Here is a 22,926-nt window from a genome sequence, read left to right on the forward strand (position 1 = left end):
GCATCAGGCTCCGGCGATGTGCTTGACTATGATGCCGCTCACATCATGGGGAATGGATAGGCCGAGATCCGTCGGCTCGCCCTTGAAGGGCCGCCGCAGCAATGCGTCCATCATGTCCGGGATCGGACGGCCATCAACGACGACGGCGCGAACGGCCTCGCAGATCGGCATATCGACGCCGAGCCCGCGCGCCAGATCGGTGACGGACACGGCATTGTCCACGCCCTCGACGACCACGGGACGGCCTTCGAAGACATCGGCCGGAGAGCGACCGGCCGCCAGTGCCATGCCGAAACGCATATTGCGGGACTGCTCGCTTGAGCAGGTCAGCGTGAGGTCGCCCACGCCCGACAGGCCGGTGACGGTATCCCGGCGGCCACCGAGCGCAGCGCCAAGTTTCTGGATTTCATTGAGGCCACGGCTGATCAGGGCCGCTCGCGTATTGGCTCCGAACCCCAATCCGGTCGCCATGCCGCTGGCGAGGGCGATGACATTTTTGACCGCGCCGCTGACCTCGACCCCGATGACATCATCGGACACATAGGGCCGGAACGTGCGTGTGCCAAGCGCGCGCGCCACCCGGGCAGCCTGGGAACGCGACGGGTTCAAGGCCGCATCAGCTGATGCGATCGTCACTGCCGTCGGCATGCCCGCGGCGACCTCAGCGGCGAATGTGGGACCCGAGAGCACGGCGAGGGGATGATCTGGAAGCTCCTCCGCGACCACTGTCGACAACAACGCGCCGGTCCTTTGCTCGACGCCCTTGGAGCAGATGACGACTGTGGCCTGGTCGGGCAATACGCCGCGCAGACGCGCGGCAACAGCACGAATATGCTGCGATGGAACGACGAGGAGCGCGATACTGACGTCCCGCGCGGCAGTGGCTAGGTCGGCCGTCACGCTGATCGAAGCGGGCAGGGAACAGCCTGGCAGAAAGACCGCGTTCTCACGCGTTTCGGCGGTCACGGCGGCAACTTCAGCCTCGCGTATCCAGAGTGAAACCGACCGCCCCGCGCGTTCTGATGTCATGGCGAGCGCCGTTCCCCAGGCGCCTCCACCAATAACCGCAACATGAGTGCGAGAAAAATTTGCAAAATCTACAATATTAATCTTGCTATCCCGAGTCATTGCTCTGGATCATCTCCTTTAATCATGTCATCGTGCTGCATATATCCAGTGCTGCCGCGCAACGATCATCGTTCGATATCGGATGGTCGAATCATCCATGTTCCCCTCCCAGAGAAAGGTCTTTTTATTTGCGAAAATCACTTGTCGTTATTTCTTAATGTAATTTCCACGATATCTATTCAAATAGATCAGTAAAGTACGAATGCGATGATCCATCTTGTAAGTAATAATTGATCGCGATCGCCGCCCGGCGATTGCAACTTTTGTCGCTCATCCTTCCGATGTCGAAGCTATATAGCTCACATCGACGAAAATGTCTAATCCGTGGCAAAATGGTATCTATTTAGGGATAAGCCGATTGCCGGCGCTTGGCGAGAAACGGTTATCTCATCTGTGTTTGACGAGCCCGCGCGTTGTCCACAGGCGCCCCTGGCCTTCAGGCGGCCGGCGCATGGCGGCGTGCGCTTCGGAGGCACGTCACGCAGCCCATGCTGGACAGCGCCGTTTAATGGACGGACGGCAACCGCAGCTTTCGCGGAATGACTCTTATGAGACCTCAAGATGAAGATCGCGATAGGCACCGCGAAAGAAGATCAAGGGACGCTCCGCTTCATTCCAGGAGAATGACAGCACCCGCCCAACACAGATCACATGATCTCCGCCATCGTAATGGGCGTAGTGAGCACATTCGAAATGCGCGAGTGTATCTGGCAACAGCGGCGCCCGCGCATGGCCGAGGGCGTGCTCGACAGACGCCCATTTGTCCGCGCCATATTTGGCGAAGCGGTTCGACAGATGGTCCTGGTGTCGACATAGGATATTCACCGCATAGCCTTCCGCCGCCAAAAGCGATGGGAGGCTGCGCGCGGAGCGATCAATGCTGAAGAGGACGAGCGGCGGGTCGAGGGACACCGAATTGAAGGAGCTGACGGTCAGGCCAAAACGCTCATCATTGTCACCGAGGCCCGTGACGACCGCGACCCCCGTTGCATATTGCCCGAGCGCGCGGCGGAAGCTGGCGCTGTCGACCGGGGGAAAAGAAACAGGGTCCATACTGTCGCTCCACAGTTTCCTCGGCGCGGCGTGCCGGCCGTTGTCCCGGCTTGTTCAGCGTTTAGGAAACGAAAAGTTTCCTGTCCATCCGCGTCAATCTTTCAGCGCCGTCGGTCGTCACCAGCATGGTTTCGCTGAAGGCCATTCCCTCCGCCCATGTATACATATGGAAGACCATGCCTTCTTCGAGAATCCACCCGGAATTCGCCAGGAAGACGCGGGTGAAATCACTGGTGCGCGGGATCGTCACGAGACCGAGGGTGTAGCCCGTGATGTTGGTGTAGCTCTCGCGCAGGCCTGCCTTCAGAACGCCGTCGCGCAGGATGGCATCGACCTCGCCGGCATGGGCGCCCGGCCGCATGGCCTTGAACTGCGCATCCTGCAGACTGATGAGTGCCTGCGCGGCCTCCTGCTGGCGCGTGCTGGGCGCCCCGACCGAGACAGGGCGCATGGAGCGCGCGGTATAGCCGCGCAGATGCGGAACCATTTCAATATGCACGATATCGCCATTGGCCAGGATGCGATTGCCCAGTCCGCCGTGCAGGGTACTGGAACGCGGGCCCGATTGCATCAGGAGGAGCCGGGTATTGTCCGCTCCCGCCTTCAGAGCGGCGCCGGTGATGACGGCCGCGACTTCACGCTCGGGCACGCCGGCGCGCGAGGCCTCGGCGCCCGCGAGCGTCGCGACATCGCAAATGCCGGCGCAACGTCTGAGATAGTCGATCTCGCGCGGCGATTTCCGCAGCCGCTGTTCCCACATGTAGCCGGCGAAATCGACAAAGGTCGCGTCGCCCAAGCCAGCCTTGAATGCCTCGAGGCGCTGGGGGAGGAGGATATGGGAGTCCGTCTCCACCGCGATCCGGCCCTTGCCATAACCGCGGCGCTTCAATTCGGCGATGACGATCGCGATCGGATCTTCGCCGTCGTTGAACAACACGTGGTCGCTGGTCCAGCTCATCTCTTCGAGCATAGGCCCGTCGAGTGATCGCACGATCATCACGGGCTCGCCAGCCCTTGGCATCAAGCAGCACTGATACATCGCCGCCGTTGGAATATGCCCGGTGAAGTAGGCGAGGTGCTCGAATTCATCGATGATGAGAACGTCGGCGTCGAGATCTGCCATGCGCTTCCGCAACACGTCGACGCGCGCGGCATATTCCTCCAGGGGAAAGGCGAAGACTTTGGTCGTGGACATGGCGATACTTTCGGTGGCTCAGTCGAGACGAACGAGATGGCGGGGCGATTGAGTGAGGCGCTGGGCGCCGCCGGCCGTTACGACAACGATATCTTCGATGCGAACCCCCCAGCGCCCCGGTATGTAAATGCCGGGCTCGTTGGAGAACACCATTCCCGCTTCGAGCGGCGTTGAGTTGCCGGCAACGATGTAGGGTTCCTCATGCGCCGCAAGGCCGATGCCGTGCCCCAGGCGATGGGTGAAATACGACCCGAAGCCCTTCTCAGTGATGATACGCCGGCCGACCGCGTCGATCTCTTCAGCGGGAACGCCAGGGCGCACCACCTGGAAGGCTGCTTCCTGCGCTTCATGGACGACATCATAGATCGCTTGAAAATCCGGGGTTGGCGCGCCGGAAACGGCAACGCGGCAAATGTCGCCGTAGTAGCCGTTGAAGCAGCCCGCGAAGTCGAAGACCACGGGCTCGCCGGCGCTGATCACATGATCGCTGCCGTGGTGAAGAGGCGAGGCGCCATTGGCGCCGGCCCCGACATCGACCCAGCTGACCTCGCTGAAGCCTTCCTGCCGCATCAATCTGTCGATGTCCGCTCGCAGCTCAAGCTCCGTGCGACCGGCCATGGTTGGGGTCGCCTCGCAGAAGCGGGCCCAGACGGCATCGATGTGCGCGGCGGCCGCCTCGAGGGCCGCGATTTCCTCTGCGCCCTTGATACGGCGTTGGCCGTCTATGATCGTCGAGCCCGAATGCAGCGCGATGTTCGGTAGAAGAGACTTCAGCGCGATCAGAAAGCCGCTCCAGAATTCGGGATTGACGGCGACTGTCCTGGCGCTTGCCTCCTGTGCGAACTGGGCGACCCGCGCGAGGGGATTGTCCGCTTCGTCCCAGATCACGGTGTCCACACAGCGAATGCCGGCGTAAAGGGGCTCCTGCAGACGTGGTGTGAAGATGCGATCATGACCATCGCGCGCAATCGCCAGCGCGACGAACCGCTCCGTGGCGATCGCGTTTCGCCCGGTGAAATAGCGGAAGCCCGAACCTGGCCCAAGAAGAAGCAGATCAAGACCAGCGGATCGCATGGCGTGGCGGGCCTGATCGCGGCGCGCGGAAAACGGTTCGGACATCAGGAGACTCTCGTGGGGAAACTTTCGCCGCGGTCATGCTGTCGCCAAATGAGGATTGAAAATACCCGCAGCTAATTGGCTATGGCATGCTGCATGCAGTGCGCTTACTGTGGAGCTGTGGCCGCTCGGTTGTCAAGCGCCCGTAACTGTCTTCATCAGTTTCTTCCGGAGAACATCATGAACGAGACCCAGACACCCCGCTCCGTCATTTTGAAGTATTACGACCTGGTCTGGGACAAGCGCCAGCCCGAGGCTATCGATAGTCTGTTCGCGTCGGGATACCTCAACCACGCAGGCGCGCGCGGCGTGCTCGCTGGCCCGGCGGGCATTCGCAAGAACTACGATTCGCTCATCGGCGCCTTCCCCGACGTGCGGTTCACGCTGGATGACATCCTCGTCGACGGCGACAAGGTCGTCGTTCGCTACACCATGCTCGCCACTCACCGAGGGGATTTTCAGGGCCGTGCCGCGACCGGCCGCGCCGTGACGGTGCCGGGCATCGGGATCTACAGGGTCGCTGATGGACAGATCCAGGAAAGCTGGGTGCTGCGCGACAGCCTCGTGCTGCAGCGCCAACTCGACGACGCGGCTTGAGGACTGTGACATGACGGATTGGCGGCACTATCTCGGCGCGCATCAGGCGGCCTTCGTCGAGGAGCTCAAGGACTTCCTGCGTATTCCAAGCATTTCCGCCGATCCGGCCCACTTGCCGGATGTCGATCGCGCCGCCGAATGGGTAGCCTCCCGCCTTCGGGCGGCTGGTCTTGGCCATGTGGATGTGCTGCGCGCCGGACGCTATCCGATGGTGTATGGGGACTGGCTTGGAGCGCCGGGCCAGCCCACCGTCCTGATCTACGGCCATTTCGACGTGCAGCCGGTCGATCCCATCGAAGCCTGGGTCGATCCACCTTTTTCGCCGGTCATTCGTGACGGGCGGATCTATGCGCGCGGTGCCTCCGACGACAAGGGCAATATGCTGGCGCCAATACTGGCGTTGGAGGCATTATTAAGCACGCGCGGGCATTTGCCGGTGAATGTGAAAGTGCTGTTTGAGGGACAGGAGGAGATCCTGAGCCCGGACCTGCCGGAATTCGTGGCCTTCCACCGGGATCGCCTTGCCTGTGACATGGCGATCAGTGCGGACGGATGGCAGTGGAGTGAGACCGAAGCGGACCTGCGGGTCGGGTTGCGCGGCCTCTGTGCGCTTGAAGTCGTGGCCAGGGGGCCCACGACCGACCTTCACGCGGGTCTTTATGGGGGTGCCGTCGCCAATCCGATCCAGGGCCTCGCGGGTCTGCTCGCAAGCGTTCGTGATGCGTCCGGGCGGATAACCATCCCCGGCTTTTATGACGGCGTGCGCGCGATAAGCGAGGACGGGAGGCAGCAACTGGCGGCAATTCCGTTCGATGAACCGCGCTATCGCAGTGCGGTCGGTGTCAATGCTTTGGCAGGCGAGGCCGGATACACCACGCGGGAGCGAATCGGCATGCGGCCGACCTTTGAGATCAATGGAATCTCCGGCGGCTATACGGGGCCAGGGGTCAAGACCATCATTCCCGCGTCCGCGCGTGCCGTCATCACCTGCCGCCTGGTGCCGGACCAGACGCCTGAGACGGTAGCACTTGCGGTCAAGAAGCACCTCGAAAGCCAGCCGCTTGTTGGAATCGAGATCTCGGTCAAGATCTTGCCCAATGCCGCGAGGCCCTATCTCATCCCTATGGACCATCCAGCCAACAGGGCGGCACGTGACGTGCTCGTCGAAATTTACGGACGCGAGCCGTATTACACGCGTTCCGGCGGCTCCATCCCGATCCTTGATCTCTTTCGTCAGGAACTCGGCGCCTACACGGTGATCTTCGGATTTGGGCTTCCGGACGAGAATTTTCACGCGCCGAACGAATTCCTGCGGCTCCACAACTTCCGCCGGGGACAGGAGGCATATGTTCGCCTCATCGATCGCATTGCTCAATTTTCGAGCGCGGACGTCGGCGGGAAAACTTAGAAAAGCGCCGCAATACCAGACCGATGACTTCCAGGATCACGGGAGGCGCCGCTTTTGTAGGCGCCCGATGATGCGGCTTTCGCACAGGATCCGTGCAATTCCGATTTGACTTGAACCAAAAGTCCTGCATTCTGCATGCAGTGAACCGGCGAGCTTCCCAGAAAACAGCGCCTCGGCAATGCGCGCTCGACCCGCCGCTATCGAAAAGGATGTGTCATGGCTTTCACCCTTACCGCAGAGCAACAGCGCTGGGTCGACGTCGCCAGTTCTCTCGCGCCGGACATCGCGAAGGCGTCGCGCCGTGACGATGAAGCGGCGGCCTTCCCCACTGAGACATTCGCGCTGCTGCGCAAGGCGGGACTTTTGAACCTCGCCGTTCCCAAGCAATTCGGCGGAGAAGGGCCGGCCAGCGGCAATGCTCATTTGACCGCCTATCTGGTGACAGAACAGGTCTCGCGCGCATGCGCTGCCACCGGTTGGGACCTGATCATTCACTATCACCAGTGCGGTGCGGTCGCGCGCCTCGGCAATGAAGAGCAGAAGCGCCGCATTCTAGGCGATGTCGTCAACAAGGGCGCCATCATGGGCTCGCTTGGCAGCGAGGTGAACCATCAGGAACAGACGGCCGGCAAGGACGCATCACGCAAGCTGATCTTCCAAGCAGAAATGGCGCCGGTGAAGGGCGGCTTCCTTGCCAATGCCTCGAAACATTTCTGCTCGAACGCGCCGGTTGCCGACTACATGCTCTACTGGAGCATCGCGCCGGGCGCCAATGCCGCGACGGACGGGCTGACGCTGTCCATCGTGACCAAGGACAGCCCCGGCCTCACGTTTTCTCGCCACGGGTGGGAGGACATCATCGGCCTGCGCAGTTCGGTGAGCTGGAGCGCCAAGCTCGACAACGTTTTCATTCCCTGGGACAATGTTCTCGGCGAGCCTGGTGACTTCGTCCAGAAGGATCCCTATACGCTAGAACTCTCGCAGGCCTTCCACCTGCTCGGCGCGGCCCAGGGCGCGCTCGACTACGTGCTCGAGGTGCTCAGGGCGAGGCCGTTCCTTCAAAACGAAGAAGGATTGATGGTCACGCTCGGCGAGCTTTCCGGCGAAGTCCAGGCATCCCGTGGGTCCTGCCTCATCGCCAACGCCCTGTGGGAGCAGGAGCGCTTCGGCGAGGCGGCGCTCGCGTCATTGCGCGCCCATCACACCGCGCGGGAGACGGCGATCCACGTGATTACCAAGGTGTTCGACATGGTCGGGACCCGGGCGCTCTTCAAGACCGCGCCGCTGGAGCGCCTGTGGCGCGATGTCCGCACCGCATCTCTGCATACGCGTGCATCGCAGCTGCTCCGTCTCGTCGCCGACGCCGACGTGGCCGGGCAGTATGCGCCGAAGCAGAAATACGGCGCGCTTGTCGACAAGCCGAAGACCTGGGCGGATCTCGGCTTCGCGCGCGAGCCCTCGCCAGCGGTGGCCTGAACCGACCGCCAGGCTCGGTTCACCTGTCCGAATACCATGAATGACGAGAGTACGATGCCCCAGGGTGCCAGTCTTTCCCTCCGCGATCTTGCGAAGTTCTATGACGGCAGCGGGGCCGTGCTTGGTGTGTCGCTTGATCTGGAGCCGGGCAAGTTCCTTACCTTGCTCGGACCGAGCGGCTCGGGAAAAACGACCACGTTGATGATGGTCGCCGGCTTCGTCGACCCCACAGCCGGCGAGATCCTTGTCAACGGTCGCTCGGTCACGCGCGTCGCCGCGCACAAGCGCGACATGGGCATGGTGTTCCAGAGCTATGCCCTTTTCCCTCATATGACCGTGGCGGAGAATGTCGGATTTCCGCTCAAGATGCGGGGCATTGCTCGCTCGGAGGCCAACGATCGGATCGCCACCTTCGTGAAGCTCGTTGGTCTGGAGGCGTTGGCCAAGCGCTATCCGCAGCAGTTGTCCGGCGGCCAGCAGCAGCGCGTGGCGCTGGCGCGCGCCATGGTGTTCAGCCCCTCCCTGGTGTTGATGGACGAACCGCTCGGCGCGCTCGACCGCCGTTTGCGCCTGCAGATGCAGGAAGAGATTAAAGGTATTCAGCGCGAGCTCGGCCTCACCGTCATCTATGTCACCCATGACCAGGAAGAAGCGCTCACGATGTCGGACGTCGTCGCGGTCATGGATGGCGGGCGTATTTCCAGTTACGGCAGCCCGCGTGAGATATACGAGCGGCCGCAGAATCGTTTTGTCGCCAATTTCATCGGCGAGTCCAATTTCATCCCCTGCCGTCTTGGCGAGAATGTTGCACTTGGCGAGAATGGCGCAGAACGTCGCTGCGAACTCATATCTGGCCATTCCGTCGCAGTCGCGCCGACGGATGCACCGGCTGGATCTTCGGCCGTCATCTTCCTGCGGCCGGAACGTCTGCGGCTGTGCAAGCAGGATGATCCGCTACCCAACAAAATTCCGGGCCGGATAACTGGTGAGATCTACCTGGGCGACTCTTCTCTCTACCGCGTTCGCATAGCAGAAGGCATTGAGGTCAAGGTCAAGCGCCCCAACCGCGGTGTCGGAATGCGTATCGGTGAAGGCGATGAACTGATGATCGGCTGGCAAACCAGTGACAGTGTCGTTCTTCAGAGCTGACCAAGGTGGCTAAAAAGATAAGAAGCCGCGCCGAATAAGTTCACGAAACATAATCCAGAGGAGCTTTACGCATGTTGCAAGCACGTCAGATTCCCGGCGGTGTCAGGCTTGGCTTAGCCGCCATCTCCCTATCAGTGGCGCTGGTCGGCGGAGGTGCGGCTAGCGCACAGGACAAGAACGCCGGAGAACTCGTTGTCTTGTCCCTCGGCGGCAGTTATCAGGACGCGCAAAGCAAGGAATGGTTCAAGCCGTTCGCGGAAAAGAGCGGCGTCAAGGTATCCGAAGCGTCCGGCTATAACTTCGCCAAGCTCAAGGTCATGATTGAGTCCGGTAATGTCGAGGCCGATGTTGTCGATATCTCCGCGGATACGATGACCGCCCTGGCGGATGCTGGTCTGCTCGAGAAGATCGACTGGTCGAAGATCCCCGCGGAGTGCCAAGCCGGAATCCCGGCTGATATGAAGAAGGACTATGCCTTCCCCATCATCCAGTGGGCGATGGTGATGGCCTATAACACGAGCAAGGTCCCGCAGGACAAGGCCCCGAAGACGTGGGCGGACTTCTGGAATGTCACGGCCTTCCCGGGCAAGCGAGCCTCGATCGGCGCGACCCGCCCCCCGGTGGAGCAGGCCACCCTTGCGATCAACGGGGATCTTGCGAAACTTTATCCGTTTGATTTGAACGCGGCTTTCGACAAGATCAAATCGCTCGGCAACGCCATCATCTTCGCCGATGGTTACGCCCAGGTCGCGCAATATCTCGCTGACGGCGAGGCCGACATGGCGATCATCCCGAACGGCCGCGTCGGGCCCCTCGTCGCCGCTGGTCGCCCCGTTGCGATCAACTGGAACCAGCACCTCACCTTCCCGAACTTCTTCGCGATCCCGAAGGGAGCGCCGCACAAGGACAATGCGATGAAGTTCCTGGGCTATGTGTGCCAGCCTGAAGTGCTCGCGAAGATTGCCGCGCCGACCAACTATGGCCCGATCAATGTGGATGCCTATAAGTTCATACCCGCCGATGTTGCCAGGCTCCTGCCCGGCAATCCGGAAACGGTTGCTCTCGGACGTCCCATCGATACCGTTTTCCTGAGCAAGGCTCGTCCCGACATTGCCAAGGGTTGGGCACGCATGGCCGTTCGTTAGGGCTGTCTCAGCGGGTCCTGCGGCAGCCCGAATAGTGCAGCAACAAAGCAAAGACATGGCCGGCGATCCGGAAATGCGGAAGGTCTCGCGGGTCTCAATTGAGCGATCCGGACCGGGACGCCGCCAGCGGCTTTGCGGGATGCCTGTGACGTAACGATGCCAGCGTTTCGTATTGCCCTGGCGCGCCGGATCTCCATGAGGTTGGACAGCCGATGACGGACACCACGTTCCCACTCCCTGCCGCAGCCGGTCGAGGGCCTGGCCGCTTCAAGGGGCGCTTTCCCTGGCTCATGGCGCCGGCCGTCATCTTCTATCTTGTCTTCTTTGGTTGGCCGCTCGTCCAGATGCTGTGGAGCAGCATCTGGAGTGATGGCTTCACTCTTGCAGGTTACACGGAATTCTTCAGCGATCCCGTGTACTGGTGGGTTCTTGGCTACACGATGCTGATCGGCGTGGTGACGCTGGTCTTGACTCTCGCCGTCGGCTATCCGGTCGCCTATTGGCTCGTTGGTCTCAACAAGACCTGGATGGTCGTGCTCATGGCCTTCGTGCTCATCCCGTTCTGGAGCAGCGGACTGGTGCGTACCTATGCCTGGCTGGTGATCCTCGGCCGGCAGGGCCTTGTGAATACGACCCTGATGCGCTTTGAGCTCATAGACGAGCCTCTCCCGTTCCTGGGCACGCATACGGCGGTGCTTGTCGGCCTGACATATTATCTCTTGCCTTACATGATACTTTGCCTGTTCAGCGTAATGAACAATATCGATCGCAATCTTATGCTTGCGGCGCGCAATCTCGGAGCCTCGCCCATACGCGCCTTCTTCGCGATCTTTGTCCCGTTGACGAAGCCCGGGGTTTTCGCTGGCAGCTTCCTTGTTTTCATGCTGGCCGTTGGGATGTATATCACGCCGGCCTTGCTCGGCGGGCCAGATCAGACGACGTTGCCGTTGGTCATCGCCCTGCAGATCAACGAGGCCTTGGATTGGACACTGGCCGCGGCCTTGTCGATGATCCTGCTGATCGTATCCGTCGCTATACAAGTATTTGCCAATCGATATGTCGATCTCGACAAGATGTGGGGAGGCGCGCGATGAGCACGCAACGCACGGCTGCGGCGTCTTCCCGCATGTCACCGGTCAGCATCCTGCTTGCCGCATTCTCGATCACGGTTCTGGCGTTCTTGTTCGCGCCGATCGTCGTCATCATCGTTGTGTCGTTCTCGCCGAGCGACATCATGGAGTTTCCCCCGCAGGGCTTCTCGCTGCGCTGGTATATAGCATATTTCTCCAATCCGATGTGGATGACCGCGACGCGGATCAGCTTCCTGGTCGCGACCTTGACGGCTATTCTGTCTCTGGTTCTGGGCTTTATGGTTTCGGTGGCCTTGGTGCGTTCAAGTTTCCCCGGTAAGAATGCGGTTCGCATCTTTCTCATGAGCCCGTTGATCATTCCAAAGATCATCATCGCGGTCGGGCTCTATTTTCTCTATGTCCGCATGCGGATTTTGGGGACGACCTTTGGGCTGGTCGCCGCGCATACTCTGATTGCCATGCCCTATGTCGTGATGATCATCTCTGCGGCGCTGTACAGTTTTGACAGGCGGCTGGAATGGGCTGCGCGCGGGCTCGGCGCCTCGCCGCTTGGGGCGCTGCGACATGTCACTTTTCCCATGCTGCGCCCCGCGATCATCAGCGCGGCCCTGTTCGCATTCATCGCCTCGTTTGATGACATCATTCTCAGCCTTTTTCTGACCAAACTGACAGCGCCGACGCTGCCGCGCCAGATCTGGGTTAATGTCCAGCAGATCATCGATCCGACAATCGCGGCTGTTTCGACGCTGATGACCGTCATTTCCGTCTTTGGATTGTGGCTCGTCGCGTTCATCCAGAAGCTCTCGTCACGGGCTTGATGAAGAACCCATGCGCGGCGGCTCAAATTTGGGGCTGGCCCGAGACGGGCGGGGAAGCTATGGCTTTCTATGACGGTGGTGTCGAAGGATTGGGGTTCGGCTCTCTATGAATGATGAGATCGAGCTTTTGCAGGCAGTGCAACGCGAGCCGGTGGTCAAGCATGTCCATCGTGAGCTCAGGCGCGCCATCTTGCAGGGGCGTTTTGCGGTCGAGTCCCGACTGGTCGAGACGGCTATAGCGAAGCTCCTCAATGTCAGCCGCACACCAGTTCGCGAGGCGATTTCCAAATTAGAGCTCGAAGGGCTCGTCCGGCGGCTGCCCGGTGGAGGGGTGGTGGTCGAGGATACCAGCTCGAAGCTGTCGGAAGTCATCGTGCTGCGCCAAAGCCTGGAAGGAGCTGCCGCACGTTTGATATGCGTGCGCGCGAGCGACGCGGAACTCGCGGCTTTTCGCGCTGAATGCGAAGCCATTCTGAAGGCTCTGCCAACGATGGCCGTGCAGCAGCGCGCCAATCTCGATCGAAAATTCCACCTTAGTCTCGGGGAATTGTCCGCAAGCACGCGTCTGGCGAACCTCATAGAGGAATTCTACGAGTACTCAGACAGTGAGCTGGCCCCCGCTGGTAACGCCGCCGAGGTGGCTCAACTACAGAAACAGCATGTCGCCATCGCGGCAGCGCTCGCGGACCGCGATTCCGTCCGCGCCGAGGCCGCCATTCGGGACCATCTGGAAACAGTTCTGCATATGGTGCGCGCGCGCGTACAGGCTTGAGGGCATCCGCCTCCGGAAACGCGCTGGCGCCACTCTCCCCTCGTCAGAATGCCTTTCCCCCGTTAGCCACCGCGGCACAACGACGGTCGAGCCACGTGCCGACGGCCATGCACCGGCCTGTTTCATGAGCCGTTAAACGTAGAGGGTAGGGGAGGGGCTGCACATTCGTGTGACGCAAGTTGCGAGCATCTTGACGATCGTTCTCAATGTCATTATCGATATCTATAATGATGAATAACCCAGCCGTTAAACTCGTTCGTCCAGCCGACCACGTTTATGGAATCGTCAAGCGGCGTATCATGCTGAACGAGCTGAAACCGATGGCCGTGCTCACCGAGCTTGGCCTCGCGCATGAAATTGGCTGTAGTCAGGGCACGATTAGGGAGGCCCTGCTCAGGTTGCAGGAGGATGGCCTGGTCATTCGCACGGGGCGGCGAGGCACTGTCGTCACGCGCCTGGAGGACGAGGAAGCGGAGGAAATGCTGGCGCTCCGGCGGCGTCTGGAAATGCGTGGCGCGGAACGCGCGACCCGCAACGTGGATGCGCGCTCGCTCGACGCGATCATGGCGATCCGCGAGACGATGAATGAAGCAGCGGAAGCGGGTGACGAATTTCAGCTTATCGAGGCCGACAAGGATTTTCATCTTGCGATTTTCCGGCTGTCACGGCTTGAAGCCCTAGAACAGATCCTCGCCCGGTGCATTATGCACACCCATCGCTCCAAGCTCTGGGCGCCGCGGCACCGCAGGCCGCTCGATGAGACGGCGCGTCGGCACGACGTCCTGATCGAGCGTCTCGTGGCCCGTGATGGACCCGGGCTTGCGGAGGAGCTCGGACTGCATATCGATACAATCGTCCTCGAGGAGGATCCGGCGGAGGTGAACGCGTAACAGCCGTGCTCCCAAGGAACGGAGTTAACACAGTCACCTCTCGTGAAAGTATCCGGAGGGTCTCGGGAAAATCCGAGGATGCCTGGTCAGTAAAGAAGAATAGGATGGGAGAGAATACCTATGGAACGTAGAGAATTCCTCAAGCTTGCATGTGCCGCCGCGCTTGGAGCGCCGCTCGGCTCCGCATTGGCCGCGCCAGCGATAGCCCAAGGCGCCGCCACCGTGCGCTGGTGGTATCATTTCGATAATCCCCAGAACTCCCCGGCGGAGCTCGTCGCCAAGTTCGAGAAGGAAAACCCTGGCATCAAGATCCAGGCGGAGGCTATCCCGTGGGGCGGCGGCAACGACTACCAGACCAGGCTTTTCGCGGCCCTGGTGGCCGGCAACGCACCCGATTGCGCGATGGTGCGTCTGTCGTGGGCGGCCCGGCTGCAGACGATGAAAGCGCTTGAGCCGCTTGATGCATTCCTCGCCAAATGGGACGATCGCAAGGATATTGACGACAATATCTGGAAGATCGTCGGCGGCGGATCGCAGCAGAAATACTATCTCCCGCTGCAGTATGTCGTGATTTACCTTTATTATCGCCAGGATCTTCTGCAGCAGGCGGGCCTAAAGGCGCCGGAGACGTTCGAGGATTTCCGCGCGGTCGCCAAGGCCTTGACCAAGGGCGATGTCGCGGGCTTTGGCATGCGCGGCGGTGCCGGTGGCTTCGACAATTGGGGGCCGTTCGTTCTTGGCGGCGGCGCCAGCTTTGAGAAGGGCGGCATGGTGAGCGAGAAGGCGCTTGCCGCCAATCGCGCCTATGTCGACTTCGCGACCAAGGACAAGGTGGTGCCGGCTTCAGCGGCCACCGACAGCTTCCGGCAGATCGTGGACGCCTTCAAGGCCGGCCGCACGGGCATGATGATCCACCATGTCGGCTCAGCTGCGGAGATTGAAGCCGCGCTTGGCGACAAGGTCAGCGCGAAGCGGGTGCCGGTCGGTCCTGACGGAAAGGGCTGGACCTATTTCGGTGATGAGTCCAATGCGGTCTTCGCCAACAGCAAAGCCAAGGAAGCCGCCTTCCGCTGGATCAGCTTCCTCTCCACCGGCGAGAATAACTCGGCCTTGACGAAGCTCACCGGACAGCTGCCCGTTTCCTCAAAGGCCAATGCTGACTGGGTTCCCAAGCGTTTCGTCGACGCGAGCCGGGCGTCGGTTTCAATCGCCGGGCCGCTGCCGGACAGCCCGAAGACGCCGGATTTCATCGGCCGTATCTGGCCGACCAACATGCAGCGCGCCCTTACCGGGCAGATATCGCCTGACGACATGATGAAGGCGATTGAACAGCACTTTTACGGCTGATCGATTCAATGGCGAGCATCGCGTCATCTTATGCTGAAACCGTTGCGCCGCGACAGCGGCGCAACTTCACCCCCCTGTGGTTTCTTCTACCGGCATTGGTTGTGACCTCTGCCGTCGTGCTGGTTCCGGTCCTTCAGACTTTCTGGCTCAGTCTTCACGACTACCTGCTATATGCGCCCGATGACGCGCGTTTTATCGGCCTCGGCAATTTCGCCGCGATCTTCGCCGATGAGGTTTTCTGGATATCGCTCGGTCACTCCTTCATCTGGATCGTTGGCGTCGTGGGCCTGCAGTTTCTTCTGGGGCTCGGAACCGCGCTTCTGCTCAACCAGAGCTTCTGGTGGCGCAGCCTTGCCCGCTCGCTGGTGATCATTCCATGGGCCCTGCCCAGCGTGATCATCGGGCTGATGTGGACCTGGATGTATGATTTCAATGTCGGTGTGATCAATGACATGCTCTTGCGGTTTGGTCTCATCGAGACGCCGATCGCCTGGCTTGCCAACCCCTCGACAGCCCTTTACGCCGTCATGTTCGCCCTGATCTGGCAGGGGTTCCCGTTCTTCGCGGTGACGATCCTCGCCGGCTTGCAGACGGTTCCGCAGGAGCTTTATGAGGCGGCCGAGATCGACGGGGCGACGCCGCGGCAGCAGCTGTTCTCCATTACCCTGCCGTCCATCGCCGATGTCATCGCGACCGCCTTGCTGCTCCGCACCATCTGGGTCGCCAATTCCCTCGACGTCATTCTGGTGATGACGGGAGGCGGGCCGGGATACGATACCCATACCTTGCCGCTCTATGCCTTCATCAGGGCCTACACGGGCATGGAATTCGGCTACGGCGCGGCGCTTGCCCTGATTCTGACGTTCCTGCTCATGGCCGTCGTCTGGGCCTACGTCCGGCGCGCGTCACGGGACCTTTCGCGATGATTGAACGCCGCTCCTACAAACGCCGACTGATCGAAGTCGAAATCCCGATCCTGCTGATCGTCTTGTTCGCGATCGCTCCTTATGTCTGGATGATCCTCACCTCGATCAAGCCGCAGGCAGAGCTCGCGGTCTTCCCCGTCCAGTATTTGCCGAAAAGCGCGACGCTGGACCACTATCGGGATCTGATCGCCAGGACGTCCTTCGCCGGAAGCCTCGTGAACAGCCTGATCATCGCCAGCGGGGCCGTCGTGCTCGGGCTCGGTGTTGCCGTTCCAGCGGCTTACGCCTTCTCGCGTTTTCGCTTCCGCGCGCGAACCGGATTGATGACGGGTTTCCTGGTCATCAACATGTTTCCGATCGTGCTGCTCATCATTCCGCTTTTTCTGATGATGCGGAACTTGGGCCTTATCGACACCTATCTCGGCGTCGTCGTCGGACATTCCACCTTCGCCATCCCTTTCGCGATCTGGATGCTGACGAGCTATTTCAACGCCATACCGAAGGACCTTGATGAGGCTGCCATGATTGACGGCGCGAGCCGCATGGAGACGATCCGTCTGGTGGTCCTCCCGCTTATCCTGCCCGGGCTGATAACAGCGGGCATCTATATCTTCATCACGTCCTGGAACGAATATCTTTTCGCGATGATGCTTTCCGGGCAGGCGGTGCGGACGGTGACTGTCGCGCTGCAGCTCTTCATCGGCGAGTTCACGGTTCAGTGGGGGCTTCTGACCGCGGGCGGCACATTGATTGCCTTGCCCGTTACGCTTCTCTTCCTTGTGGTGCAAAAGCGGCTCGTGGGCGGGCTCACGGCTGGTGCGGTGAAATCATGATTGAGACCAAGAACGCCATCGGTGTTATTTCGATGTTCTATGCGCGCCCTTTCACGCGCGATCATTTCGATTGCTTCCACCGCATGAAGAAGGCGGGGGCGGATGTGGTGGAACTGCTCGTGCCGGAGCCGGGCGAGCTCGATCTCGGCGAGACACGGGCTGCCATCGCCGACGCCGGCCTCTCCTGCGTGCTCGCCGCGCGCGTTAATCTGACGCGTGATCTCTCCAGCGCGGATGAGGCGGCTTACAAGGGCGGCGTCGCTTATCTCGAGAGCACAGTCGATACGGCGGCCGCGCTCGGCGCCACGATCGTCGGTGGCCCGCTCTACGGTGCGCCGATGGTCTTCGCCGGCCGTGCTCCAGCGCCGATCGACGCCGGTGAACGCAAGCGCCGCGTCGATGCGGTGGTGGCGGGGCTGAAGCAGGCAGGCAAACGGGCTGCCGACCAGGGTATCGCCTTTGGCGTCGAACCGCTCAACCGCTTCGAAAGCGACGTCTGCAACACGGCCCGGCATGCGCTGGAGATCGTCGAGCGGGTGGATAATCCGTCCGTCGGTGTCATGCTGGATACCTTCCACATGAATATGGAGGAATTCGATATCGCCGATGCCATCCGCAAGACGGGGTCGCGGATCGTTCACTTCCAGGCGAACGAGAACAACCGTGGCTTCGTCGGCGCCGGCCATATCGACTGGGCAAGCGTCGCCCGCGCCATCCGCGATGTGAATTATACCGGGCCGATCGTGCTGGAACCCTTCCGGCGCTCCGATGAGGGGGCCGGTGTGACACTCGCCCAATGGCGCGCGCCCACTGTGAACGAGGATGGCGAACTCGCCGCCAGCATCGCCTATCTCAACGCCGCGCTCGCCTTTGCCCGCCAGACGGCCTGATCTGTTCCTTCAACCTGTCGCGTGAGACTTGACATGACCTCCCCCCTTCGCATCGGTTGGATTGGCTGTGGAACGCACGCCAACGAGATGCTCCTGCCGCAGCTCACCCGCCATGATGTCGTTATCGAGGCGCTGTGCGACACCTCCCGCGAGCGGCTGGCCGCGACGGGGCGACGCTATGGCGTCGCGCCAGAGAACCAGCTCACGGACTGGCGGGTTTTGCTGGCGCGCGACGATATCGACGCGCTGGGTCTCGCGGTCGGTCCGCAACTGCACTACGATATCGGCCTTGCCGCCATCGACCGCGGCCTGCCGGTCTTTATCGAGAAGCCGCCGGCGCCCACGGCTGCCCAGGCACAGGAACTCGCGGATGCAGCCAAGGCCCGCGGCGTGCCCGTGGTCCTCGGCTTCATGAAGCGCTACTCGACGGCCAATCGCATCGCGGCCAATGTCATTCACTCGGCGGAGTTCGGTGTCACCGCGAGCTTTCTTGGCCAATACATGACGGCGCCGACCTATTTCGCAAAGGACGTCGACTATACCGGTTTCTACCTCCATCACTGCGTTCACTATTTCGATCTGGTGCCTCATCTGATGGGAGGGGTCGCGGATATCAGCGCGCGTCGCCATGAGATCGAACCGGGCAAGCTGCTGCTCCATGTCGATTTTCTCTTCGCCAACGGCGGCATTGGAACCCTGGTGATGGGCACCCACCAGTCACGCGGTACACCGATGGAATGGTGGCAGGTGATGGGCGACCATCGCCGCGTCGAGGTGCGCAACGTCCATGAGGTCCGCTATTTCCGGCATCCGCCCTTCAAGGTGTCGAAGCTTGATGCCAGCCTTGTCGACAGCGAGGACACCCTCGTCTGGGAGCCGAACCTCACCGCCGCCGCGAACGAGGATCACAAGGGCTATCACGCGATTCTCGGGGAATTCGTGCGCGCGGCACGTGGCGAACAGGTATCGTTCCCCAACGCGGCCGATGGCGCACGCGCCATGGCCCTTCTGGAAAAAGCTATCGGCTAGCGAACCCGCATTTGAGCATTTAGGCTTGGTACGCGGGACCGCTCCCGTATGGTATGTGTGCGGTGACTTTGAGCGCCGCACATTAGAAGTCTGGCGCGGCGCTTGGCCGATCATCATCCATCACGGAGACCAGTTCCAACTGGTCACTGTCGGCGGTGGTGGGCGCGTGGAAAGCAAATGGCGTCAAATCCCACAAGGCCAATTTCATCGCGAGGGTAAGTTCCTCGGCGGACGCTTCAGCTGGCACCTCACGGAGGTCAAGTTGGGAGAGGTGCTCACCGTCCGAAAACATGATCAGTTCGACGTTTTCGATTTTCTTGTGCTCCTCGGTGCCATCGTCCAGCCTACGCTTGATGTCCCATGCACCGCGCACGGGCCCTCGCGTAATCACGAAGTCGTCCAACTGGCCCGCCAGCTTGATCGCATCTATGCCTTCACCGCCTTCAAATGTGTCGTTGCCGCCTCTCGCCTCGAAGAAATAGTTGCTTCCGTTACTGCGGATAACGTCAGGGCCTTCGCTTCCCACGACGTGGAGCCCCAGAGCCGAGTGGGTCGCTACCTCGTATGGCATCTCATAATCACGAAATCGAGCGAGGGCCTCCGCAACGCCACTGGTGTCAGGATAATCGGGGTGGCTTTTATCTCCCAACAGAAAACAATGGACCTTGTGCGCGTCGGTGACAGACGCGGCGCTGACGAGGCCTGCCAACGAGATCGCTTGTCCGTTGATCGTTTGACCAACGTAGTGCAGTACATCTTGGAGGAGATGGAGCTGCCTGACGATCAGGTCTTCGAAAGCCTCATCCTGAGCCCTGGGAGAAGCAAGGAATTCCTCCCGGCTGTTTACTCCATATTTTCCTGTCCATTCACCGCTGTAGTCGTTGTTGAAGGGGGCGTCTTCCCGCATCAGGCCAATTTGCCAGAGCGAGAGCTCATCGAACTGGAAGCGTCCCAAGCGAGAATCCGCGCCGATACAATCGTAGCGATTTTGCGAGACGTATTCACCAAAATCCCTGATAAACTCACTGAACGTACGGACAGTCATAACTCAAACTCCGAAAGCATCCAATATTCATGTGCGGCCGATGCAATAATATCCAGAGAATATGTCGGTCAGCGTATGCAACGCGGGAAGACATCTCTGCAAGCTAGCGAGAGAGATCCGTCGTTGAATGGCAACGGGCGCCGGTCGCTACGCAAACGAACACTCCGCCAGAAAGTGACGCTGACGGAGCGCTCCACAACCGCATCCCAGGTCTTTGTTTCGCGAATGACCGATGACGCACGGCGATGACGCCGAGCGTTTGACGTGATTGTCAGCCCTGCCTCAACGGACGCCATTCCAGCGTCCGAGTTCAGAGGCTTGAGACGTCGCTCGCGCTTGGTGCGGCGGGTAGGCCGACAGGCATCACTGGCGCGCTCTCGACGACGTCATGGTCAATCGGGGTTGAAGATGGCTCCGTTACTACTCCAGCCAATCCTTCTGCCGGATGAGGTTCATACACGACGATGGGTTCGCGGCTGGTTGCAGTCGACGGTAGCGTGCGCAGATCGACAATCTCGCCATCCGCGAACTTGATCAGTTCGACATTCCGAATGACTTTGTATTCGTCGCATCCCGCGTCAGTTCGATGCTTGATCCACCATATGGAGGAATCCGGCTCACGCGTTAGCGCGAATTCGGGGCGAGTGCCTGGCAGCTCTATGGTATCCTCACCCTCTCCGCCGTCGAACCTGTCGTCGCCGCCCCGTGCGACGAAGAGATCCTTGCCGCTATAACCAAAGATGGTGTCAGGCCCTTCACTGCCGATAAAGGTATAGTCGCGTCTTTCGTCGACCTTATACGGGACATCGTAGCCATGGAAGCAGTCGAGACTGTCGGTGAGTGCGGTGCCGCTAGAATCCTTGGGATTGTACTCGCCGCCCGATTTCAGGAAGCGCCTGACGCCACCTGCGCCCGCGAGATGCGCGGCGGCAAGAAGTCCCGAAATCGAGATTTGATGGTCATTAATGGTCTGACCATCATAGTGGATGAAATCGCGGAGGAAATGGGTCTGCTTGCCGAGAAAGTCTCGGATTGCGTTGTCTTGAGCTTCGTGCGATGCGAGAAAAGCTTCGCGGCTGTAAATTCCGTGTTTTCCTGTCCAGCCGCCGCTGAAGTCGTTGTTGAAAGGCTTTCCGTCGTTCCGCACCATTCCGATGTCGATGAGCGCTGCCTCACCAAACTGAAAGCGTCCCAGATGGTTAGTTTTGTTGACGTTATCGTAGCGATTCGAGGAATGATATAAGCCGAGATCGCTGATAAAATCTTCGAATGTGCTGTCACTCATCGCTTAGCTCCGATACTATAAAAAATCTCGCGATCGTTATGATATATATGCGATTGGCGAGCACGTCGTTTGATGCAATAAGCGCGGCTTTTTCTGCATGAATAGCGCGTGATGGATTATCGAGCGGCGCGGCAATTTTTGTAATGCCAGCCGGGCTGATCGCCATCCGTGATATCAGGAGGATTTGGTAGGGAGAAGTCTGAACGGTGGAAACCGCTAGTAGTTGATATCGGGGAGGCAATCGTCAAATGTCGAGCGTGTCGCTGGGCTCGTCTTCTTTCCTCACGCCGATCATGCCCATTTCTGAATCTTTTACCGAAATGCCGTCCTCTTGCGCACCCAGTCCCGACGGTGCCAGCGGAATTACAATTGGTACCGGCATTGTCGCGATGTGCACCGTGGCTTCGGTGGTGGGCTCTTCGTTCCACGCGTCGAGCGGCATATTACGCAAATCGACGATCTTCTCGTCCGCGAATTTGACCAACTCGACATTCCGCATCTCCTTGTGCTCGACGCGGCCATTGTCCAGCTTACGCTTGATGATGAGAGTGGCTGTATCGAGCCCGCGGGTGATCGTGAATTCCGACACTTTTCCTGCCAGCACGATAGTGTCGACGCCGTCCCCGCCGTCAAATGTGTCGTCGCCACCCTTCGCCGTGAAGTGGTCGTTACCGGCGTAACCGTGGATGGCGTCAGGACCCTCGCTGCCTGTGAACGTATAGTTATGGTTCTGATCAAGCTTGTATGGCAGGTCATAATCATTGAACCGTCGGATGATTTCGCTAATCCGCGGTGCGTTGGGCCACTTCGGGTTGTACTCTCCGCCGAATGCGATGAAATGCCTGATCTCGCGAGCGTCGATACTCGCGAGGGCTCCAAGGATGCCCGAGATTCTAATTTCGTAGCCATCGACAATCTGGCCATCATAATGGACAAGATCCCCGGCATCATCGCGCAGCTTGCGCAGGACGTTATGAATGGCCCTGTCTTGTGCATCGGGTGAGTTTAGGAATTCCTCTTTGCTGTATATACCGTGCTTGCCCGTCCAACCGCCCGCGTAATCGTTCTTATGGGGATCGCCGTCGGTGCCGACCATGCCGATTTCGATGAGGGCGGCTTCGCTCAAAGCGAAGCGTCCAAGTTGATTATCCGCATTGATGGCATCGTAGCGATTTTTTGAATGGTATAGGCCGAGCTCATTAATAAAGTCGGCGATGGTGCCGCGCGCCATGATCATGTACTCCGGAATGTGATGGATGTCAGCGGTGCGCTGCTTGGAGAATTATTTCCGGACCGTCGCGCTTATTTGTCACGCCTCTTTCGATCCGACACTCGCGACGAACGGACATCATTCATCGAACGTGTAAAGTTAAGGCGCGGCTTGGCGGTAATCTAAGCTGCGCTTGGCCTATCCATGACGGATTCCTGAAAAATATCTACCACATATATGTGTCAATCTGCGCGGTACAATGAGCATTCTGGGAATGGAAGGCGCGATATTCCAATAGTTACGGAAATGTACGTCTCTGAGTCCAGTGGCTAGGTCGGTCCTTCGGCTGCACCAGACAGCCGTGCTGCTGAAATCGCTGTGCCGCATTGATGCAGGCGACGCTGAGCGACGGCCAAATATCCCGTGATGCGAGAAAAGCGCATTTTTACTTATTAATTATCGAGATAATGGGAGTATATGCGGGCGGATATTGTAGCGATCTGCGATCACAGTTGCGAGGGTT

21 protein-coding genes are annotated in these 22,926 nt (G+C 59.9%); 14 read left to right on the forward strand and 7 right to left on the reverse strand.

Annotated features, from left to right (window positions below; translation table 11 throughout):
- Window positions 1-3 precede the first annotated feature (3 nt).
- The 4 genes from KIO74_RS21655 to KIO74_RS21670 all read right to left on the reverse strand — a co-directional run bounded on the left by KIO74_RS21655 (window position 4) and on the right by KIO74_RS21670 (window position 4,495).
- Complete coding sequence (locus KIO74_RS21655; RefSeq protein WP_213336494.1) at window positions 4-1,128, reverse strand: NAD(P)H-dependent glycerol-3-phosphate dehydrogenase; 1,125 nt, start codon at window positions 1,126-1,128, stop codon at window positions 4-6.
- Window positions 1,129-1,674: 546 nt separating this feature from the next.
- Complete coding sequence (locus tag KIO74_RS21660) at window positions 1,675-2,181, reverse strand: flavin reductase family protein (RefSeq protein ID WP_213336497.1); 507 nt, start codon at window positions 2,179-2,181, stop codon at window positions 1,675-1,677.
- Window positions 2,182-2,242: 61 nt separating this feature from the next.
- Window positions 2,243-3,376: a M24 family metallopeptidase gene (locus tag KIO74_RS21665; RefSeq protein WP_213336500.1), complete on the reverse strand. Its 1,134-nt coding sequence runs from the start codon at window positions 3,374-3,376 to the stop codon at window positions 2,243-2,245.
- An 18-nt stretch (window positions 3,377-3,394) separates the two neighbouring features.
- A complete protein-coding gene (locus tag KIO74_RS21670; RefSeq protein ID WP_213336503.1) occupies window positions 3,395-4,495 on the reverse strand; it encodes a M24 family metallopeptidase in 1,101 nt (366 codons plus the stop codon).
- A 177-nt stretch (window positions 4,496-4,672) separates the two neighbouring features.
- On the opposite strand from KIO74_RS21670, the gene KIO74_RS21675 reads away from it, so the two are divergent.
- The 14 genes from KIO74_RS21675 (at window position 4,673) to KIO74_RS21740 (ending at window position 18,863) form a co-directional block, all read left to right on the forward strand.
- Entirely contained in the window at window positions 4,673-5,089 is a 417-nt protein-coding gene (locus tag KIO74_RS21675; RefSeq protein WP_213336506.1) for an ester cyclase, read from the forward strand.
- 10 nt (window positions 5,090-5,099) lie between these two features.
- Window positions 5,100-6,497 carry a dipeptidase gene (locus KIO74_RS21680; protein WP_213336509.1) on the forward strand — a complete coding sequence of 466 codons (1,398 nt, stop codon included), beginning with the start codon at window positions 5,100-5,102 and terminating at the stop codon, window positions 6,495-6,497.
- A 216-nt stretch (window positions 6,498-6,713) separates the two neighbouring features.
- The gene (locus KIO74_RS21685) at window positions 6,714-7,973 is read left to right on the forward strand and encodes an acyl-CoA dehydrogenase family protein (protein ID WP_213336512.1); all 1,260 of its coding nucleotides are present in this window, start codon (window positions 6,714-6,716) and stop codon (window positions 7,971-7,973) included.
- Window positions 7,974-8,027: 54 nt separating this feature from the next.
- Window positions 8,028-9,122, forward strand: a complete 1,095-nt coding sequence (locus tag KIO74_RS21690) for an ABC transporter ATP-binding protein (RefSeq protein ID WP_249731430.1) — start codon at window positions 8,028-8,030, stop codon at window positions 9,120-9,122.
- Between the two features lie 71 nt (window positions 9,123-9,193).
- A complete protein-coding gene (locus KIO74_RS21695; RefSeq protein ID WP_213336518.1) occupies window positions 9,194-10,267 on the forward strand; it encodes an ABC transporter substrate-binding protein in 1,074 nt (357 codons plus the stop codon).
- A 212-nt stretch (window positions 10,268-10,479) separates the two neighbouring features.
- Window positions 10,480-11,361, forward strand: coding sequence for an ABC transporter permease (locus KIO74_RS21700; protein ID WP_213336521.1), 882 nt, complete (start codon window positions 10,480-10,482; stop codon window positions 11,359-11,361).
- Window positions 11,358-12,176, forward strand: coding sequence for an ABC transporter permease (locus KIO74_RS21705; protein WP_213336525.1), 819 nt, complete (start codon window positions 11,358-11,360; stop codon window positions 12,174-12,176). The genes KIO74_RS21700 and KIO74_RS21705 overlap by 4 nt, the downstream gene beginning before the upstream one ends.
- Window positions 12,177-12,282: 106 nt before the next feature.
- Complete coding sequence (locus tag KIO74_RS21710; protein WP_213336528.1) at window positions 12,283-12,948, forward strand: GntR family transcriptional regulator; 666 nt, start codon at window positions 12,283-12,285, stop codon at window positions 12,946-12,948.
- Between the two features lie 227 nt (window positions 12,949-13,175).
- Window positions 13,176-13,838 carry a GntR family transcriptional regulator gene (locus KIO74_RS21715; RefSeq protein ID WP_213336531.1) on the forward strand — a complete coding sequence of 221 codons (663 nt, stop codon included), beginning with the start codon at window positions 13,176-13,178 and terminating at the stop codon, window positions 13,836-13,838.
- 120 nt (window positions 13,839-13,958) lie between these two features.
- Window positions 13,959-15,185 carry an ABC transporter substrate-binding protein gene (locus tag KIO74_RS21720; protein ID WP_213336534.1) on the forward strand — a complete coding sequence of 409 codons (1,227 nt, stop codon included), beginning with the start codon at window positions 13,959-13,961 and terminating at the stop codon, window positions 15,183-15,185.
- Between the two features lie 8 nt (window positions 15,186-15,193).
- Window positions 15,194-16,111: a carbohydrate ABC transporter permease gene (locus KIO74_RS21725; RefSeq protein WP_213336537.1), complete on the forward strand. Its 918-nt coding sequence runs from the start codon at window positions 15,194-15,196 to the stop codon at window positions 16,109-16,111.
- Window positions 16,108-16,944 (forward strand): carbohydrate ABC transporter permease, encoded by an 837-nt coding sequence (locus KIO74_RS21730; protein WP_213336540.1) that lies wholly within the window; start codon window positions 16,108-16,110, stop codon window positions 16,942-16,944. The genes KIO74_RS21725 and KIO74_RS21730 overlap by 4 nt, the downstream gene beginning before the upstream one ends.
- Entirely contained in the window at window positions 16,941-17,834 is an 894-nt protein-coding gene (locus KIO74_RS21735) for a sugar phosphate isomerase/epimerase family protein (protein ID WP_213336543.1), read from the forward strand. Before KIO74_RS21730 ends, KIO74_RS21735 begins: the two co-directional genes overlap by 4 nt.
- Before the next feature lie 33 nt (window positions 17,835-17,867).
- A complete protein-coding gene (locus tag KIO74_RS21740) occupies window positions 17,868-18,863 on the forward strand; it encodes a Gfo/Idh/MocA family protein (protein ID WP_213336546.1) in 996 nt (331 codons plus the stop codon).
- Between the two features lie 82 nt (window positions 18,864-18,945).
- On the opposite strand, the gene KIO74_RS21745 is transcribed toward KIO74_RS21740, so the two are convergent.
- The 3 genes from KIO74_RS21745 to KIO74_RS21755 all read right to left on the reverse strand — a co-directional run bounded on the left by KIO74_RS21745 (window position 18,946) and on the right by KIO74_RS21755 (window position 22,424).
- Window positions 18,946-19,908 (reverse strand): hypothetical protein, encoded by a 963-nt coding sequence (locus KIO74_RS21745; RefSeq protein WP_213336549.1) that lies wholly within the window; start codon window positions 19,906-19,908, stop codon window positions 18,946-18,948.
- A 310-nt stretch (window positions 19,909-20,218) separates the two neighbouring features.
- Window positions 20,219-21,193, reverse strand: a complete 975-nt coding sequence (locus KIO74_RS21750) for a hypothetical protein (protein WP_213336551.1) — start codon at window positions 21,191-21,193, stop codon at window positions 20,219-20,221.
- A 244-nt stretch (window positions 21,194-21,437) separates the two neighbouring features.
- Complete coding sequence (locus KIO74_RS21755) at window positions 21,438-22,424, reverse strand: hypothetical protein (RefSeq protein WP_213336554.1); 987 nt, start codon at window positions 22,422-22,424, stop codon at window positions 21,438-21,440.
- Between the last annotated feature and the right edge of the window lie 502 nt (window positions 22,425-22,926).

It is taken from the genome of Chelatococcus sp. HY11, assembly GCF_018398335.1.
Lineage (GTDB): Bacteria > Pseudomonadota > Alphaproteobacteria > Rhizobiales > Beijerinckiaceae > Chelatococcus.

Coding starts and splice junctions, on each gene's coding strand:
- KIO74_RS21670 (WP_213336503.1), bottom strand. CDS start 4,495: ATGTCCGAACCGTTTTCCGCGCGCCGCGATCAGGCCCGCCACGCCATG.
- KIO74_RS21730 (WP_213336540.1), top strand. CDS start 16,108: ATGATTGAACGCCGCTCCTACAAACGCCGACTGATCGAAGTCGAAATC.
- KIO74_RS21680 (WP_213336509.1), top strand. CDS start 5,100: ATGACGGATTGGCGGCACTATCTCGGCGCGCATCAGGCGGCCTTCGTC.
- KIO74_RS21720 (WP_213336534.1), top strand. CDS start 13,959: ATGGAACGTAGAGAATTCCTCAAGCTTGCATGTGCCGCCGCGCTTGGA.
- KIO74_RS21740 (WP_213336546.1), top strand. CDS start 17,868: ATGACCTCCCCCCTTCGCATCGGTTGGATTGGCTGTGGAACGCACGCC.
- KIO74_RS21745 (WP_213336549.1), bottom strand. CDS start 19,908: ATGACTGTCCGTACGTTCAGTGAGTTTATCAGGGATTTTGGTGAATAC.
- KIO74_RS21675 (WP_213336506.1), top strand. CDS start 4,673: ATGAACGAGACCCAGACACCCCGCTCCGTCATTTTGAAGTATTACGAC.
- KIO74_RS21735 (WP_213336543.1), top strand. CDS start 16,941: ATGATTGAGACCAAGAACGCCATCGGTGTTATTTCGATGTTCTATGCG.
- KIO74_RS21685 (WP_213336512.1), top strand. CDS start 6,714: ATGGCTTTCACCCTTACCGCAGAGCAACAGCGCTGGGTCGACGTCGCC.
- KIO74_RS21750 (WP_213336551.1), bottom strand. CDS start 21,193: ATGAGTGACAGCACATTCGAAGATTTTATCAGCGATCTCGGCTTATAT.
- KIO74_RS21690 (WP_249731430.1), top strand. CDS start 8,028: ATGCCCCAGGGTGCCAGTCTTTCCCTCCGCGATCTTGCGAAGTTCTAT.
- KIO74_RS21700 (WP_213336521.1), top strand. CDS start 10,480: ATGACGGACACCACGTTCCCACTCCCTGCCGCAGCCGGTCGAGGGCCT.
- KIO74_RS21725 (WP_213336537.1), top strand. CDS start 15,194: ATGGCGAGCATCGCGTCATCTTATGCTGAAACCGTTGCGCCGCGACAG.
- KIO74_RS21705 (WP_213336525.1), top strand. CDS start 11,358: ATGAGCACGCAACGCACGGCTGCGGCGTCTTCCCGCATGTCACCGGTC.
- KIO74_RS21695 (WP_213336518.1), top strand. CDS start 9,194: ATGTTGCAAGCACGTCAGATTCCCGGCGGTGTCAGGCTTGGCTTAGCC.
- KIO74_RS21660 (WP_213336497.1), bottom strand. CDS start 2,181: ATGGACCCTGTTTCTTTTCCCCCGGTCGACAGCGCCAGCTTCCGCCGC.
- KIO74_RS21755 (WP_213336554.1), bottom strand. CDS start 22,424: ATGGCGCGCGGCACCATCGCCGACTTTATTAATGAGCTCGGCCTATAC.
- KIO74_RS21710 (WP_213336528.1), top strand. CDS start 12,283: ATGAATGATGAGATCGAGCTTTTGCAGGCAGTGCAACGCGAGCCGGTG.
- KIO74_RS21715 (WP_213336531.1), top strand. CDS start 13,176: ATGATGAATAACCCAGCCGTTAAACTCGTTCGTCCAGCCGACCACGTT.
- KIO74_RS21655 (WP_213336494.1), bottom strand. CDS start 1,128: ATGACTCGGGATAGCAAGATTAATATTGTAGATTTTGCAAATTTTTCT.
- KIO74_RS21665 (WP_213336500.1), bottom strand. CDS start 3,376: ATGTCCACGACCAAAGTCTTCGCCTTTCCCCTGGAGGAATATGCCGCG.